Genomic DNA, 17,071 nt, shown 5'->3' on the forward strand with positions numbered 1-17,071 from the left:
AAGATACAAAAAATTTATCTAAAATAAATAGACCGATTCTTTGTCTTTCGTTAAATCTACCTCAATATGTTCAGAAAGTACCGTCGATAACTCATATCCTGAAAAATTTACCGCTACAGGATAAACCGTATGGCTTCTATTGACCAGTACGGCGGTTTGTAGTTTTTTCAATGGGACTGTCATAAAAGGCTGAAGTGCATAAAAGAAAGTCTTTCCCGTATTCATAACATCATCCACTATGATAATTGTTTTATCAGTCAGGGAATCTGCGGCTTTGTCGAGGGTGATTTCCTTCATCAGGTTTTTCTTATCGACATTAATCTTGATCAGCTCTACAGGGATGTCAGTGATGTTTTTCAGCTCTGCCCGTAACATTTCAGCAAAAGCATATCCGTCCTGAGGGATTCCCGCAAGGTAGATCGCCTCTTCGAGGTAGTTTTGTTCGTAAATTTCAAAAGCGATCCGTTTGATTTTTTGAAGGACTTGTTGACGATCCAGGATTTTGTTCTTTGCAGTAGCCATGATCTTTTGAGTATATGAATTTAACGATTGGTTTTATGATAGGTGCTCCCGCAACTTTCGGGGGAAATTGGGCAATATTTGCCCTTCAAATATAAGCAACAAAGGGCTATAAAATAAAAAATCAGAAATCTACTCTTGAAAAATTCAATTGTAAATTTCTGATTGATTTATTGGTGTCAGTTCCTTGATCAAGGAATTGGCATCACTTTACTGTCTTTTAAGCTTGACAATACGACCATTGACTGCATATTGTCCACCTCTGGAATCGCCGAGATTCTGTCGAGCATCAATGACTGATAAGAAGCGATATCTTTGGTGATTACCTTAAGGAGGAACTCTCCTGAACCAGTAATCAGATGGCATTCTACAACCTCACAGATCTCATTAATATGTTCCATGAACTTATTATAGGTCTCTTTATTGTGACCTTTGAGATTAATAATCAGGAATGTCGCCACTCCCAGGCCGATTTTTTCAGTATCCAGCTTGGCGTGATAACTCTTGATAATTCCAGATTGCTCAAGTTTTTTTACGCGTTCCAAGGTCGGCGCAGGCGATAAACCAATTTCTTTCGAAAGTTGAGCATTGGTGATTTTGGCACTTTTTTGCAAGATTTCTAAAATCTTACGATCGATATTATCAAATTTTTGTTGATAGGCCATAATCAGTGATGATATAATTATTTTGACGAATGATCATTTATTTACTTGGTAAATTTAGCAAATAAAATTTCGCAAATACACTATTATATATTTTTTTATTTGGAATGGATGAAATTAGAATAAATCCAAAGTAATCCCAATCTCATAAGGATTTCCAGTATCAATAGCGCCAGAAGGGGTTAAATCGCCATTGCTTCTGAGTTTATTGGATTGGAAGATATCACTCAAACCATAGTAGAATGAAACGTTGAACCAAGAGTAACCAATGCTTGAGGTTAGCCCGTAGCGCCAGTCATTCAGGAAGAAATCTTCTTTGGCTTTATAGATTTTTTTGTCGCCATCAATTTTGAGGGTCTGCTTGGAATTTCCTCCGCCCAAGCGGTAGCCTACTTTTCCCCCAGCGGCAAAACGGAAACCACGGTTGCCGTCAGCTCCTTTGGAAGTATATCGGAACTCTAAAGGTAAATCAAGGTAAGTTACCGTTAGTTTCGATTTTTTGATCTGCGACATGTTTGCGAATGGAAAATCAGTCGCATTGTCAGAAATAACGGTTACCTGCTCTCCTGTATTTGATCGGTCAGTAGTGATTCCTACCTGATCCTGAAAAGCCCAGTTGTTGATACTGATTCCGAGTCCAGCATTGAAAGAGATTTTCTCTGTCAATGGCATTGGGTACATATAGTAGGTATTGAAAAATTTCGATTGCCACCAATTAAGACGGAAGGCGTTGTCGCCTCCAGCGGTATTATTGAAACCAAATTGTACCAAAAAAGAACCTGGTAGGTTTGGGCGAGGTGTTTTTTGGGTAACATTAATATTGTTTGTTACTGCTTGGTTAGCATCTGTATTGTCTTGCGCCATGGCCTGAACTGAAAGGAACAAGGTAGCAAGGAGTAATATCCAGTTTTTTTTCATGATCAATTATTGATTACATCTAAGCAAAGATAGTCTTTTATCTTTTTTGGCTTCTTTAAAAAGTGTTAATTTTTTATCCAAATTTGGTTTGCGGTCGCGTGATATTGATTTCTAAGATACGGTAACTGAGCCAGGAGCTTCGGCATCGCATTTTTTTGATCAATAATGACTTGCGGAGGCTGTTGCCCAAAGCCGAGCAATAGCCGTTGTTGCGCCATGACGGTCGGCTTGTTCAGGTCATATTCTAAATCTTTCCAGCGAACATAGGGCATCACTGCTGTGGCGCCCAGGTACGGAGTCATGTCGTTACCCATCACCCAAACTGTTTTTCCCGAGTAAACGTTTTGCGTATCTGCTTTCAGCACATAATCTACACTCTCTCTTTCCAAATCGGGCAATATTCCTTTGGGGATCCCAAAATGAATTAAAATGGAACTGACCACAAAGGTGAACATGATCAATTCAGCAAACCATTTTTTATTGACTTTCAGCAAAAAGAAAGGGACATAAAAACTGAGCCACGGAATCAAGATCAGGAAAATATATGGCTGCTTGGGGCTGTACAAAAAGGTTACGATTGTGGAGACGACAAGCAAGCTGGTGATCATGATGGTTACGAGCGTCTGGCGGTTATTGAAGTGCCAGTGCGTTAATGCCCGAAATTGCCCTAACAGCGACAGGGCGGCCAACACCCCAAAGAAAGGCAACAGCTTGAACCACTCCAGGAAGTTACTCAGATGTGGCGTAAGGTCCCGCAGGTTGGCGGCCACAAAAAAGTGGAAGAAATTCTCGCCAGCATCATGCCAGTAATAATATACCGCAACAATACCGATCGGCAATAGTAAACCATACATAATTACCGCGTATCTTCGCACAATGGTACTGGAGAACATCACCATCATCAGGAAAATACCGAAAGTCAGGAAGAAGTAGATTGGCCAGAACAGGCAGGCGATCCCCATGGTGATTCCCATCCTGATCACGATTTCATCATTTCGTTGCCTGGAGGTTACGTGCTCAATACACAAATGGAGCATCAGCAGGATGAAGGTCATCCCCATCAGTTGAGGGGAAAGCACCCCAAGATCGAAGAAGGCAAGCCCACCGAAAATGTAGATAAAAGCTGGCAGGTAATTATGCTCATCGTAGATTTTAAACCGATTGAGGATGTTATTGAAAAAGGTGGCCTGAAACAAAGTCAGTAAGATGGCAAACAGCCGAGGTAAAAAGACACTTTTACCTGTAAGGGAACTGAAGAACCAATATACTCCTGCAGAAAAAGGACCGATATGGCTGAAAATTTCACCATAAAGTAATTTGCCCTGACTCATCTGATCACCAATTACAAACCATTGGAGTTCATCGTGCGTCAGGCTGTGTCCGCCTAAAAGAAAGGGCATTCTCACTGCAATCAGAACGATTGCAATAATTAAAAGACGAAAAGGATCGTTGATTCTAAAAAACCTTAGCAAAGAATTCTACTTTTTAAGTTAATTTTGTGAAATATAAATTTGGGAGCTCATTTTCAGGTGGCTACCCTACACAAAAGTAGTATTCTTTTTGACCAATAGTAAAGGCAAAGAATGCTTTTGTGTTAAAAACAGAATCAGAAAATAAATCATTAATATTATATGGAAAGTAAAAGACAACAGAAATTCTCGAAAATGATCCAACGGGAGTTGAGTGATATCTTCCAAAAAGACATGCGTCACCATTTTGGCAACTCATTCATTACTGTTACGGATGTAGAGATGAGTCCTGATTTGAGCTTCGCAAAAATCTACCTGAGCTTCATGATGGTGGAAGATAAAAAAGGAAAGCTGGCAGAAATTACAGACCTCAAGAGTGAAATTCGTAAGCACCTGGGCATGCGTATCGGGAAAATCGTTCGTATTATTCCATCGTTGGCTTTCTTCCTTGATGAAAGTCTGGACCATGCTGACCGCATCAATCAGTTGTTGAATAGTATTGAGATTCCTGAAGATGAAAGTGATGATCGCTACAAATTGGGCGATTATGATTTCGATAAACTGGAAGAGGACGACGACTGATCAGCCGTTGTTGAACAATAAAATAAACCACGGGGTCGGGAGATTTCGTGGTTTTTTGTGCTTTTTTTTGAATGATGGACCGCGGAGTTACTTTTGCCGAAAATCATTCCTACCTTGGTAAAAGAATACATACACCTTTTGGTGGGCGCAACGCCCTTATAACATTTCACCAATGAACACCTCCTTTTTTATTGCAAGCCGATACTTCAAATCCAAGAAGAAAAACAGCTTCATCAGTATGATTTCCATGTTCTCCATGTTCGAGGTTGCGGTGGTAACGATGGCACTGGTTATCGTGCTGTCGGTTTACAATGGCATGTCAGAGATGATCAAAGATCTCTATAATACTTTTGATCCTGAATTGAAGGTGGTGCCTGCACACGGAAAATCTTTTGAGCTGGATTCCCTGACCATGCAGCAAATTCATGCGCTTCAGGGGGTGTCGGTTGTTACAGAGGTGATCGAGGATAATGCGTTTGTCCGTTATCGGAATGCGCAGGTGGTGGTAACGATGAAGGGTGTGAGTGATAATTATGTCGATCAGCACCGACTGGATTCTATGGTCGTTGAGGGGAGTTTCAAGCTGCAGGACGGTCATAAAAATTATGCTGTTATTGGTCGGGGGGTACGTAACGTCCTTTCGTTATCGCTGAAGAATGACTTCTACCCTTTGCAGTTTTTCTATCCTAAACGTGGGAAAGTCAATTCCATTGATCCTACAAAATTGACCAACCGACTCATTATTGCCCCTGCGGGAGTGTTTGCGATTGAGCGGAAGTTCGATTACAACTATGTGTTCGTTCCACTGAATTTTGCCGCCAACTTGCTCGAATACGGTAAACGACGAACGGCTCTGGAGATTCAGGTGGTTCCTAAAAGGGCAGTGCCCGATGTAGAACAAGCATTGAAGAAACTTTTGGGGAAAGATTTTATTGTACAAAATCAGGATGAGCAACATGCCGAAATGATCCGTGTGCTGAAGCTGGAGAAGTTCTTTGTGTTTCTGGCTTTCGCCTTCATTATTGCGGTGGCCTCTTTCACCATTCTTTTTACCCTTTCCATGTTGGCCATAGAAAAGAAAAAAGATATTGCCGTTTTATACACCCTCGGTGCTACGCGCGATGAGATCAAGAAGATATTTCTGTTTGAAGGGATGCTGATTGCCGTTACGGGAGCCGTGATAGGTCTTGTACTTGGATATGGGATTCTTTATATGCAAGAAACTTACGGACTTATAAAAATGGGGATGCAAACGGCGATTTTCGATGCTTACCCTGTAAAAATCATCTGGTCAGACTTTTTCATGGTTGCCTCTTCCCTGATCGGAATTACCGTACTGGCCTCCTATCGCCCTGCGGTGATGGCGACCAAATATGACGATAACCGACTGTTACAATAATGGGTTGATCCGCTGATACAGGTGGTGAAAGTATTGTTGATAGCCTTTTTTACGGGCGTAAAACTGCCCATACAATAACGGGTAACACAGTACATCGAAAAGGCGGTTGCCACAGCTGTAATTGAAATCATCCGTGATGAGTGTGTGTTCGCTATCTTGTGCCTCAACAATATGGCGATGCTCCCAGGTGCTTAAAAAAAAGGGTAACTTTCGCCCCTTGTCCTTAAAATAATAGAGGAAATCTCCTTCGCGCACTTCGGTAATTTCACTTACCCACTGCTCCTTGAAAGCAAAAAAATCAAGTTCAACGGCCACCTTTCCACCAACCTTATTGCCATCATATTGATGGACGGTAAGTTTCGGGAAAGCTGGACTCAATGCCCGAAATAGCTCCTCGCCAAAATTATTCCTCACAATATCCAATGGCGCACCTACTTTTGTTGAAATCTTTATTCGCATGCTATCACTATTTTGAGCATAAAAAAAGCCACATCTGATTGATGTGGCTAACGGTATTTTTAATCGCTTGGTTCTTTTAGAACGAGAAACCGATACCTACTTCGCCGTAGTTTTTTACTGGATCGTATTTTGCAATTGCCGCAATAAAAGCAACGTGAGCAGTTAGCCCGAGATCAAGACCAAATTCGGTATCTCTTGTAAAGTTCTCTGAGGCATTTTCAATATTTGGCTGGCTGTAACCATTCAAACCAACGATCGGCGCAACAGAAACCAATGGTAACTTGATCAGCTTATAAGCAACACCAACATTCCAGTTGTGTGCTTTGCCATCTTCAAACATGGCGTTTTCATGTTTTACAGAACCCGTACTGTAACCCGCATTAATCCCCCACTTTGTTGTTGGAATGAACACATTCACTTCAGCACCAAAAGTGTTGAATGATTTGTCAGCACCCTGATTAGAGAACTGATCAAAACCATAAACAAAGAAACCCTGTACAATCTGAGCTTTGGCAGGTACAACAGCCATGCCCAATAGGAATAAGGAAGCAAATAGAAATTTTTTCATAATGAGTGGTTTTGTAATATTCGACTAATGAATATTGATTTAATCGTGTTGTTAATGATTCAATCTTTTAAATCAGCATTTTCATTTTAAAATAATGAAAAATTAAGGGCAAATATCTGAAAACGAATGAATTTTGCAATATTATTTAGCCGGAAAATGAAGGGTGGTTTTGTGGTTGTTTCAATGGTTTTTTCGCTAACTATTCTTAATAATCCTCTTGAATTCCCATCGGATTGCTTAATTTTCCTTTTTGTTTTTTCCTTGAAATTTAGTCCCGCACGGTTTTTATAATGTCACTCAAGCATAGCAGATTCTTCACTTGTCTTTTCTTTCTTCTACTATTTACCCTTCCCCAAATCGCTTTTTCCCAAAACAGCCACGAGTTTGTTAAGGCAAAGGTGCTGAAAGGTGAAGGTGTATTTGCATTGCTGAGGAGGTATCAGTTGGTGGACTTCAGTCAGAATATAGATTATTTCTACGGCCTCAATCAGCTCGGTCCCAACAAACACCTGCAGGAGGGGGTGGCGTATTCGTTGCCCATGTATCTTGTGAAATACAATGGCAAGAGTATTCGCTCGACCCTGGGGATTGACAGCTGGGCAATAGCGCAGGACATTGCGGATTATAATGATGCCATGGTCAAGGGGAAGCTGAAAGCAAAAGATTTCAGAAAAGACCTGAACCTCTGGGTACCTTACCACATGACACAGGACCCTGTGCTGGCTTCTGCAAAATCGCAACTGGAAGAGCAGGAAACCATTTTTCCGATTTTTGGAGATGATTATGCCAAAATAGAAATGAAGGATGAAGCCCTGAAAGGTTGTGTCTATTATATCGTTAGTGGGCATGGAGGCCCCGACCCCGGAGCGATCGGTAAATACGGCAAGTATAAATTGTATGAGGATGAATATGCCTATGATGTTTCCTTGCGACTTGCCAGAAACCTGATAGCACGAGGCGCCAAAGCGTATGTGATTATTCGCGACAAAGAAGATGGCATTCGTGATGAGGCCATTCTGGAACCCAGTCATCGGGAGGTTTGCTGGGAAGATCAGGAGATTCCTTTGAATCAGCTCGACCGCCTGAAGCAACGGGCCGATGTGGTGAACTCTTTATATAAATACAATAAAGCCAAAGGCTATAAATATCAGCGGGCAGTGATGATTCATATCGACAGTCGGAAGAAGTCCAAGCGCATCGATATGTTTTTTTACTATCAGGACCATAACGAGGAATCGAAGCTTTTTGCAAGTTCACTGTATAAGACGATCAAGGCCAAATACAAAAAGAAAAGAAGCGGACGCGGATACGAGGGCTCACTCGGTACAAGAGATTTGTATATGCTGAGAAACCTCGAGGTACCTTCCGCCTTTCTTGAGTTGGGGAATATTTCCAACCCATTCGATCAGCGCAGAATCGTAGAACCTGATAATCGGCAGGCTGTGGCCAACTGGCTCACTTCAGGCATGCTCAAAAAAGAATAATATCAGCCCATGAAAAAGAAGTTCATCGTTTACTACCCATCGCCATTGGGGGTACTGAAAATAATATCAGACGGAAAAGGCATTACGGCACTGACCATCGTGGAGGAAGCCAAGACCAATTTGATGCACCCTATTTTGCATGAGGCAGTACAGCAACTTGCGCAATATTTTCAGGGCAAGCGGAAACAGTTCCGTCTGCCACTGCAGCCTGAGGGTACGCCCTTTCAGCAGAAAGTATGGGCGGCCTTGCAGGAAGTACCCCACGGGACAGTCATCAGTTATAAAGCCCTTGCATTGAAACTCGGGGACGAAAAACTGGTGCGTGCGGTGGCAAATGCCAATGCGCGCAATCCTGTTGCGATATTAATTCCTTGCCACAGGGTGATTGGGAGCGGTGGTCAGCTTACGGGTTATGCCTGGGGGCTGGAGAAAAAAGCAGTGCTTTTGCAGCTTGAAAAAGGGATCAGGCAGGGAGCCTTACCCCTCTGATGATGTAATAAAATCAGAAAAAAGGTGATCCCCTTTATTAAAAAGAAAGGCCACGACTTCATATATTACATGAGGTCGTGGCCTTTTTGTATAGGGGTTTTATTCTTGCTCAAGAATTGGCTGTAAATCGGGCGGACTGTAACGCTCGGATTTTATCACTTTGCCATCGGCTCTGCGAATGGGTAGCCCTTGCTCATCGAGCTTACTCATATTTGATCGGTGCACTTCATCAAAAAGTGCTTCAAACTTATCCTGCATTCCATATTCCAGTACCGTTCCGAGCAGCAGGTATTGAATATCGACCAGGGCATCAGCCACCTCGGTGAGGTCTTTATTGGCAACGGCTTCTTTAAGTTCGTCAAGCTCTTCCTGCAATAGTCGGTTGCGAAGTGCCTGTGTGTTTTTATCAGGAAATTGAGGGGTGTTTTGAATGCCCACTTCAAAAGTTTCGTGGAACTCACGAACCTGCTCCATTTGTTTTTTCATGGTATGATGTTGTCAGTAGGTGATTTAATCGTCTTTGCGGTCATCGCGCAACCGTCGGAAGTTCAGGTGACGAACGGGCTTTTCTTTGGGCTGCTCCTCCTTATTCTTGGGGCGCGCACTATGGCGTTTACCAACTTTTTTAATGCCGCTTTTTGATTTCTTCTCCAGAGGTCTGAAAGATTTCTCGCTTCGCTCTGCACGGGCTTTGGGTACAAATGTTCGGCCATTGAAAAGGGCTTCATAAATGTCTTTTTCTGTCATGGATTTCACTTGCCCGATGCGCATTCCCTCAATATCCAATCGTTCGATTTTTGCACGAACCAATCGAAGACAAGGAAAACCGACTGAAGCAACCATCTTTCGGACTTGTCGGTTTTTTCCTTCGGTAATGGTCAGGCTAATCCACGAAGTAGGAATATTTTTTCGTTCCCTGATCGGTGGGTTTCGGGCTTCCAAAACGGGTTCAGGGATTTTCTTGGCCCAGGCAGGAGCCGTGAAGTGCTTCTTTTTTTCGACGGAAATCTCTACTCCCGAAGCGAGCTTTTCTAGTGCCTCAGCAGTAATCTCCCCTTCTACCTGTACCCAGTATTCTTTTTTATGCTTGAATTTGGGGTGTAGCAACTGGTGGTTGATGTTCTTATCATTGGTTAAAATCAGTAGTCCCTCACTGTCTTTATCCAACCTCCCGACAGGGTAAACCTCCTTCGGGAACGGATGAAGATCAGCCAGCGTATCTCCTTCTCCCCTAAACTGCGTTAGCGTATTGAAGGGCTTATAAACCAAATAATAATATAATTTCTCGTCCATCATACGACAAAGATACAACGAAATTGGTTAAGAATTGAAGCCTTTCAGAAACACCAGGCAGCAAGGCTGACCACTGCCCTTCATTATCTAAAAGAATTTGGCAGTACCCTTTCCATACCGAGGCGACCGCCAAAGCTGAAAATGAGCTGTCGCCGAGCGGCAAAACAGATGGAGCAATGGCCATTTTATATTATATTAACAGTAAACCCACTGACCTTTAAACGTTATATGCTATGCGAATCAAAATAGGGAATTTCAATCTTTTTAACCTTGTAAAACCAAACGTCCATTACTACGGCAGCAGGAAATATTCCCATACCGACTATGGGAAAAAGTGTGAATGGATCGGGCATCAGCTCGATAAAATGCGCTCTTCGATTGTTGCCTTTCAGGAGGTGTTTCATCATGAAGCATTGAAAGACGCCCTCTCCAAAAGTGAATTCATGAAAGACGCCTATTATGTTACGGCCTCCTGCGATGGGCAACGTCCAACAGTTGGGATTGCCTCCCGCTACCCTATTTTGGAGTCTGAAGTGATTTGTGATTTCCCTGCTCCACTAACTATCGATGGCAATCAAATGCCTTTCACCTCCTTCAGTCGGGCTGTCTTGCGGGTGGAAATACTGGTGGAAACCATCCCGATGACTTTTTATGTTACCCACCTGAAATCCAAAAGACCTTTAATGGAAGACAGGGAAGATCCTCATGATCCAATCGACAGGGCGAAAGGCAAAGCCCGTGCACTGTTAATCCGTTCGCTGGAATCGGTAGCTTTGCGTGAAATTCTGGTCAAGCGTATGCGTGGAAACCATTCCTCTCCTGTTGTTGTGGTGGGCGATCTTAACGATTCGGCGCTTGCTGTTACCAACGACATCATGAGTGGAACCCCGCCTCACCGACGGTTTCCTTTTGAGGTCAAATCAAAAATATGGGATGTCCTGCTTTATGCGGTCAAAGATATTCAGGCAAGGCAAAGCACTCAGGACGTCTATTACACCTATATCCACAATGGTTATTATGGTGCCCTGGATCACCTGTTGGTCTCTCAGGAATTGCACCCCAAAAATCCGCACCGACTTGGGGCTGTGGAATACGTCAAAACATTTACCGACCATCTGGTGGATCAAACCCTTTCGAATGATAAAATTCCAGTATGGATGTCTGATCATGGGCAGGTGATTTGCTCCATCAAGCTATACACACCCGATAAAGCCAAGCGTGAAAAACACGTGAAACGTGAAGATAAAACCGATGATCCTCAGTTTTAATCTTTTAATTAATTGTTATTCTGTGATTTATAGATGTTCCACGTGAAACGTTGTCTGATGGTGTGATGAAAATTAAAGGAATTTTCACATCAGTGTTCCACGTGGAACGTTTGCTAATCCATTCCTATGGCATGAAAGAACTTCCCTTTCAGTTGCCAGTTGAACCGCTTCCCCACCACGAAACGAAATGAGCCGTTAATATTGTTCAGGCCTGCGGTATCATAAAATACAGCATTCCACTGAAGGGCAGAATGCAACCCAAAGAAATAGGACGCCTTATTGTAGCCGATCGAAAAACGCCCCACTCCCGCAAGCCCAAACCGGTATTCGTCAATGGTTGGCTCATCCTCAATATAGGTGAGTTTGGTGTAGTTGTAAGAAATACCCGGCATCATGGTCAGGCTTATATAGAAGTTCTTCTTCAGCACATAGGTATAGCCATAACCGCCCATGAGTCCGATGCCGAAAGTAACGGATTTCTGAAAGTTCATCTCTGGAAAATCAATGGTCGTCCCCCCAAGAATGCCGTCGCCATCGTTGTAAATGGAGTTGGCAAAATAACTGATTCCCGCCATCCAGGAGCCCGCACTTTTGAGTTGCCGCTGCGTTTGAATATAACTTGCCCGATAGGAAAATTGCTTCCAGTTGAAGATATAGGACAGGTTCCCCGTGAAAGAATTGGTGGTGAGGTTGGGATAGGCAAGCCGAAAATTTTCACCGTTATGCCCTCCGATAATGTTGGGCAGCTTCCAGCCGAAATGATTAATATAATACCCTTTGTAGCGTTGAAGCCTGAATTCCCCAACGAGCTTAACATCATAAACATTGACCTGAATATCAAACATGGAGGTGTTGATTTCATTCTCGTTGTTCATCACGCGGTCAATGGACGGAACACTGAAAGAGGTATTCACCCCAAGCCAGTTATGATTGAAGCCAAAGCCGAGGTTAAGGTGCGGAGTGGGTTCATATAATAAAGACTGATCGCTTTCACGGTCATGGTTAAAGACCAGAAACTGATTGAACTTATTTTCCATCAGGAAGCGGAACGTCCAGGCTTTGGAGTAATCGGTAATAAAGCTGGAGTCATAATAGGACCACTTTACGGCGTTATGAATGCCGAGCAAGCGCTGAATGAAGTTACGGTCATCGACGGTTTCTTTTGTAGGGTGCGGAGCAGCATTCAATGTTACCTGGGCGAAGGCCGACTGAAAGCTCATCAGCAATAATAAAAGGACGAGGAAGTATTTTCTCAATGTACTGAATTGGTTTTGGGTTCAAGGTCAGAAAATTTTGGCCTTATATCATATTGCAAGTTGTTAAAATATGTTAGAAGAAACTTTATGCCTGTAAAGATTATTTCATTCTATGGAGTTATACGCTTAAAGGAAAGTGCTGTTGATGATTGATGCCGTGGCCGCACTTTTTTTGTGGGGACCCATGGCCGTGTTCCACGTGGAAACACAAGGGGCCTTTTGTCTGCTGAAAAAAGACCGTCAATCCCCTTTTTCTTCACCGCAATTTCAGGAGGTTTTGATGATTGGCGACACTAAAAATTGTTGTCCATAAATAAAATCCTCCTTTAGTTTTCATCTATTGTAATGGTCAAAAATCATTATCTTTGATTCTATGAGTAAAAAGAAAGAAAGCCAAAATATAGACTTTGAACAACTCGACCCTAAATCGCACATCGTGATTAAAGGCGCCCGAGTGAATAACTTGAAAAATCTAAGTGTTGCCATTCCTCGCAACAAGATGATCGTGGTAACGGGGCTGTCGGGGTCAGGGAAAAGTTCTTTGGCTTTTGATACCCTTTTTGCCGAAGGGCAACGCATGTATGTAGAAAGCCTGAGTTCTTACGCACGTCAGTTTTTGGGCAGAATGGAGAAACCTGAGGTGGATTATATTCGTGGTGTTGCTCCTGCTATCGCTATTGAGCAGAAAGTGAACACCCGAAACCCAAGATCTACTGTCGGGACCTCTACGGAAATTTATGATTACCTGAAGCTCCTCTTTGCCCGTATCGGGGTAACCTATTCGCCTGTCAGTAATGAAGTCGTTACGAAAGATGCGGTGGAAGATGTTGTGGATCAAATTCTGAAAAACGAAGTAGGCACACGGCTGATGGTGCTGGCACCGATGCTCAAGCATGAAGAGCGTTCTATTGAAGATGAACTGCAATTGCTGTTGTCAAAAGGCTTCACCAGGGTACGCTGGAAAGGTGATGTGGCTTTTATTGAAGACCTGTTACCCAACGTCAAGAAGGTGAAAAAGCATACCGATGTTCAGGTACTGATCGACCGTATTGCCATTCCTGAAACGGTGGAAGATGAACTGCAATTCCGCATAGCGGATTCCGTACAGACGGCCTACTTCGAAGGGGCAGGCACCTGTCTGCTTTCCTACACCGATGGGCGCGAGGAGTCTTTTTCAGATCGTTTTGAACGCGATGGAATACTGTTTGAAGAACCTTCAGCCAACCTTTTCACCTTCAATAACCCTTATGGTGCCTGTCGCCGTTGCGAAGGTTTTGGCTCCGTTTTGGGGGTAGATCCCGATTTGGTGATCCCGAATAAAGAGTTGTCGATTTTTGAAGATGCTATTGCGCCCTGGCGTTCAGAGACCATGAAAAAGTGGAAAGATGCCTTGGTCAGTTCTGCAATGGATTTTGACTTTCCAATTCATCGCCCATACGAAGATTTGGACCCTGCGCATCAGGAATTACTATGGACAGGCAACAAACACTTTAAAGGGCTCAATAAGTTCTTTGATTTCTTGCAGTCCAAAACTCACAAAATTCAGTACCGCGTAATGCTTTCCCGTTACCGTGGGCGCACCAGCTGCCCAGATTGTCGTGGTACCCGATTGCGTAAGGATGCCAGCTATGTGAAAATTAATGGCAAATCAATTACTGATGTGGTGCTACTGCCTATTTCAGCGTCGAGTGAATTCTTTAATAACCTTCAGCTGACAGATTACGAAATGAGCATCGCAAAGCGTATTCTGAAAGAAGTAACAAACCGACTGGAATACCTCCAACAGGTTGGGCTCGGTTACCTTACACTGAACAGGCTTACCTCTACCCTTTCGGGGGGGGAGTTTCAGCGGATAAAACTGGCCACATCACTCGGAAGTGCGCTGGTAGGCTCGATGTACATTCTCGATGAACCAAGTATTGGCCTGCACCCCCGTGATACCCAGCGCCTGATTGGTGTACTGGAGTCTTTGCGTGATATGGGCAATACGGTAATTGTGGTGGAACATGAGGAGGAAGTGATGCGTTCCGCAGACCAGATTATTGATATTGGACCCGATGCTGGTTCGCATGGTGGCGAGCTGATGTATCAGGGAAGCTTAAAGGAAATGAATAATGCTGACACCCATACGGCAAGGTACCTGAGTGGTAAAATTGAGGTGCCATTACCCGAATTCCGCAGACCGTGGACACGTTCAGTAAAGGTGCGGGGGGCGCAGGAAAACAACCTGCAGAATATAGATGTGGAATTCCCTTTGGGGGTACTGACGACCGTAACGGGGGTGTCGGGCTCAGGAAAATCCACTTTGATTAAAAAGATCCTCTACCCTGCCCTTGGTAAAAGGCTCGGAACGGTGAATGAAGAAACGGGAAAAATGAAGTCTATTGGTGGTGATGTGGAAGCCATAACCCGCCTCGAATTTGTAGACCAAAACCCGATCGGGAAATCTTCGCGTTCCAATCCCGTAACTTATGTAAAGGCTTATGATGCGATCCGAAGCCTGTTTTCTGTTCAGCCGTTAGCGAAGCAGAGAGCTTACAAGCCCGCACACTTTTCTTTTAATGTAGAGGGCGGACGATGTGAAACCTGTCAGGGGGAAGGTACCCAAAAAATTGAAATGCAATTTATGGCGGATTTGCACCTGACTTGTGAAAGCTGCAAAGGGCAACGATTCAAGCAGGAAATTCTGGAGGTTATTTATAATGATAAAAATATTGCTGATATTCTGGACATGACCGTGGAGGATTCGATGACCTTTTTCGAGGATCAGAAGCCTATCCTCAACAAACTTCGTCCACTTTACGATGTTGGCCTCGGTTATATTCGTTTGGGGCAATCGTCAAGCTCCCTTTCTGGTGGCGAAGCCCAACGGGTAAAATTGGCCTACTTCCTCGGCCATGGTAAATCAAAAAGTCATGAACATACCTTGTTTATTTTTGATGAACCAACCACCGGTTTGCATTTCCATGACATTAACCGACTCATGAAGGCGATCAACGCTTTGGTGGATCAGGGGAATTCAGCCATTATTATTGAGCACAATATGGAGGTGATCAAATGTGCTGACTGGATTATTGACCTCGGGCCCGAAGGAGGTGCTGGTGGAGGGCAAGTCGTTTTTGCTGGAACACCTGAGGAAATGGTCAAAATAAATGATGGTTATACTGCGCCGTACTTAAGGGAGAAACTCAAATAGGGGCGTCTATTTAACATATTAATTGATAATTAGCAGCAAAAACAGCGATAGGATGATCTTATCGCTGTTTTTGTTTTTTACACTGAAAAATAATGCTTGTGAAAAATACGCTGAAACGATACTTTTTAGCGCCGAAAGTCAAATTTTAAACACTTTAAGCAGGGCTATTCAAATTTTTTCAGACATTTGCTTACCTTTCAGCATCGATTGATCGGGCAAGATAAAAAATACAGAAGACCTCAAAAGTGACTGTTTTGACCATGCTCGCCCAGGTCAGCTTTTAACAACATCAATTTACTCTACCCTTTATGCGATTGCTCAAAATCGTCCTTCCGCTATTGATCATGCTATCCTTTGGTGCAATACACGGATTCGCCCAAGAAGCAAACCCTTCCGATAGTCTAACGCATCAGCAATCGGAAAAACCTGAAAAAAATCTCAAGTTCAGTATTCTCGGAGGCCCAGGCTATACGCCCGACTTTGGCCCTTTGATTGGCGGAAGTATGTTGTTCACGTTCAAAACAAATCCTGACGACAGCCTGATTAATCGTTCGAATGTTCCTGTGGCTTTTGCCTGGCTCATCAACGGCGGATTCAATACGGTAATCCGTCCACAGCTGTTTTTCAATCAGGACCGCTTCCGTATTTTTGGTTCTTTTGTATTGAAGAACAATGTAGAGAATTATTATGGGGTTGGTTACGAAAACAACAAATCCCAGGTGCGTTCAGATTCTACCACGGCTTATGCTTCCGTAGCGCTGAACTTCAACCCGGTGTTTTTATTCCGTTGGCAGGAAAGTGACTTCTTTATTGGTCCGCAGATTGATATTTCGAAAACCAACATTACCGATCCTGCAAATGACCTTTGGCAGTCAGATTCGCTATATATTGCACAGGGAGGAACGGAAGCAGGGGCTGAATTTACCAATGTGGGACTCGGCTTTCAGGTGAGTTATGATACCCGTGATTTCCCTGCCAATGCCACCAAAGGCCTTTATTTTACCGCTTCAGCCCTGTTCTACGAACGTTTCTACGGAAGTGATTACCGCTTTCAGTCCTATCAGTTTGAGTACCGCCAATACAAAGCATTACCTTTTCTCGGAGAGCGGAGGAACCTCGCCTGGACAGTGGCCAATACTACCGTAAGTGGTGATGTGCCATGGACGAGCATGGCAATGCTGGGCTCTCCTTTTGATCTTCGGGGCTATTATTTGGGGCAGTTTCGTGATCAGTCCACATCTTACGCCATTCTTGAATACCGCCACATGTTCAATTTCAATAAAGACCGATGGGCGGGCCGATTCTTCTCTAAATTTGGTTTTGCCACCTGGGGAGGGATGGGAGCTGTTGGTCCAACCCCCTTCGATGTTGAAGGATGGTTGCCGAATTTTGGCGCAGGACTTCGGATTGAGGTTCAGCCACGAATGAATTTCCGAATGGATATTGGGCGAGACCCGATTAATAAGCAGAACTTACTTTACTTCAACATGACTGAGGCTTTTTAGCCGA

The 17,071-nt window shown here is 43.5% G+C and carries 16 protein-coding genes; 7 read left to right on the forward strand and 9 right to left on the reverse strand.

Translation table 11 applies throughout. The annotated features are described in order from the left end of the window. Positions 1-18: 18 nt before the first annotated feature. The 4 genes from AABK40_RS00075 to AABK40_RS00090 all read right to left on the reverse strand — a co-directional run bounded on the left by AABK40_RS00075 (position 19) and on the right by AABK40_RS00090 (position 3,499). Positions 19-522 carry a phosphoribosyltransferase family protein gene (locus AABK40_RS00075; protein WP_338397332.1) on the reverse strand — a complete coding sequence of 168 codons (504 nt, stop codon included), beginning with the start codon at positions 520-522 and terminating at the stop codon, positions 19-21. A gap of 188 nt (positions 523-710) precedes the next feature. Continuing rightward, positions 711-1,184 (reverse strand): Lrp/AsnC family transcriptional regulator, encoded by a 474-nt coding sequence (locus tag AABK40_RS00080; protein ID WP_332919387.1) that lies wholly within the window; start codon positions 1,182-1,184, stop codon positions 711-713. A 114-nt stretch (positions 1,185-1,298) separates the two neighbouring features. Further along, complete coding sequence (locus tag AABK40_RS00085) at positions 1,299-2,099, reverse strand: porin family protein (protein ID WP_332919386.1); 801 nt, start codon at positions 2,097-2,099, stop codon at positions 1,299-1,301. Positions 2,100-2,164: 65 nt separating this feature from the next. After that, positions 2,165-3,499, reverse strand: coding sequence for a DUF6427 family protein (locus tag AABK40_RS00090; protein ID WP_332919385.1), 1,335 nt, complete (start codon positions 3,497-3,499; stop codon positions 2,165-2,167). A 231-nt stretch (positions 3,500-3,730) separates the two neighbouring features. Between AABK40_RS00090 and rbfA the strand changes: the two genes are divergently transcribed. Together rbfA and AABK40_RS00100 are read left to right on the forward strand one after the other, a co-directional pair. Continuing rightward, the gene (rbfA, locus tag AABK40_RS00095) at positions 3,731-4,150 is read left to right on the forward strand and encodes a 30S ribosome-binding factor RbfA (protein WP_332919384.1); all 420 of its coding nucleotides are present in this window, start codon (positions 3,731-3,733) and stop codon (positions 4,148-4,150) included. 172 nt (positions 4,151-4,322) lie between these two features. Next, the gene (locus tag AABK40_RS00100) at positions 4,323-5,549 is read left to right on the forward strand and encodes an ABC transporter permease (protein ID WP_332919383.1); all 1,227 of its coding nucleotides are present in this window, start codon (positions 4,323-4,325) and stop codon (positions 5,547-5,549) included. Here the strand turns inward: AABK40_RS00100 and AABK40_RS00105 are convergent. Both AABK40_RS00105 and AABK40_RS00110 read right to left on the reverse strand, forming a co-directional pair. Continuing rightward, the gene (locus tag AABK40_RS00105; RefSeq protein ID WP_332919382.1) at positions 5,541-6,008 is read right to left on the reverse strand and encodes a hypothetical protein; all 468 of its coding nucleotides are present in this window, start codon (positions 6,006-6,008) and stop codon (positions 5,541-5,543) included. The two genes, AABK40_RS00100 and AABK40_RS00105, sit on opposite strands and share 9 nt — an antisense overlap. Before the next feature lie 76 nt (positions 6,009-6,084). After that, the gene (locus tag AABK40_RS00110; RefSeq protein ID WP_332919381.1) at positions 6,085-6,576 is read right to left on the reverse strand and encodes a hypothetical protein; all 492 of its coding nucleotides are present in this window, start codon (positions 6,574-6,576) and stop codon (positions 6,085-6,087) included. Between the two features lie 290 nt (positions 6,577-6,866). On the opposite strand from AABK40_RS00110, the gene AABK40_RS00115 reads away from it, so the two are divergent. Together AABK40_RS00115 and AABK40_RS00120 are read left to right on the forward strand one after the other, a co-directional pair. Next, on the forward strand, positions 6,867-8,060 hold the full coding sequence (locus AABK40_RS00115) for an N-acetylmuramoyl-L-alanine amidase family protein (protein WP_332919380.1): 1,194 nt from the start codon (positions 6,867-6,869) through the stop codon (positions 8,058-8,060). Between the two features lie 9 nt (positions 8,061-8,069). Beyond that, on the forward strand, positions 8,070-8,549 hold the full coding sequence (locus AABK40_RS00120) for a methylated-DNA--[protein]-cysteine S-methyltransferase (RefSeq protein WP_338397333.1): 480 nt from the start codon (positions 8,070-8,072) through the stop codon (positions 8,547-8,549). A 99-nt stretch (positions 8,550-8,648) separates the two neighbouring features. Here the strand turns inward: AABK40_RS00120 and AABK40_RS00125 are convergent, their stop codons facing one another. After that, positions 8,649-9,035: a pyrophosphohydrolase domain-containing protein gene (locus AABK40_RS00125; RefSeq protein WP_338397334.1), complete on the reverse strand. Its 387-nt coding sequence runs from the start codon at positions 9,033-9,035 to the stop codon at positions 8,649-8,651. Positions 9,036-9,059: 24 nt separating this feature from the next. Beyond that, the gene (locus tag AABK40_RS00130; RefSeq protein ID WP_338397335.1) at positions 9,060-9,845 is read right to left on the reverse strand and encodes a pseudouridine synthase; all 786 of its coding nucleotides are present in this window, start codon (positions 9,843-9,845) and stop codon (positions 9,060-9,062) included. Positions 9,846-10,075: 230 nt separating this feature from the next. On the opposite strand from AABK40_RS00130, the gene AABK40_RS00135 reads away from it, so the two are divergent. Continuing rightward, positions 10,076-11,110, forward strand: a complete 1,035-nt coding sequence (locus AABK40_RS00135) for an endonuclease/exonuclease/phosphatase family protein (RefSeq protein ID WP_338397336.1) — start codon at positions 10,076-10,078, stop codon at positions 11,108-11,110. 113 nt (positions 11,111-11,223) lie between these two features. On the opposite strand, the gene AABK40_RS00140 is transcribed toward AABK40_RS00135, so the two are convergent. Beyond that, positions 11,224-12,366, reverse strand: coding sequence for a DUF4421 domain-containing protein (locus AABK40_RS00140; RefSeq protein ID WP_332919375.1), 1,143 nt, complete (start codon positions 12,364-12,366; stop codon positions 11,224-11,226). 373 nt (positions 12,367-12,739) lie between these two features. Between AABK40_RS00140 and uvrA the strand changes: the two genes are divergently transcribed. Continuing rightward, a complete protein-coding gene (gene uvrA, locus AABK40_RS00145) occupies positions 12,740-15,562 on the forward strand; it encodes an excinuclease ABC subunit UvrA (RefSeq protein WP_338397337.1) in 2,823 nt (940 codons plus the stop codon). Positions 15,563-15,870: 308 nt separating this feature from the next. Further along, positions 15,871-17,067 (forward strand): BamA/TamA family outer membrane protein, encoded by a 1,197-nt coding sequence (locus AABK40_RS00150; RefSeq protein WP_332919373.1) that lies wholly within the window; start codon positions 15,871-15,873, stop codon positions 17,065-17,067. The last annotated feature ends 4 nt before the right edge of the window (positions 17,068-17,071 follow it).

The sequence above is a fragment of the Persicobacter psychrovividus genome, from assembly GCF_036492425.1.
Classification (GTDB): Bacteria; Bacteroidota; Bacteroidia; order Cytophagales; family Cyclobacteriaceae; genus Persicobacter; species Persicobacter psychrovividus.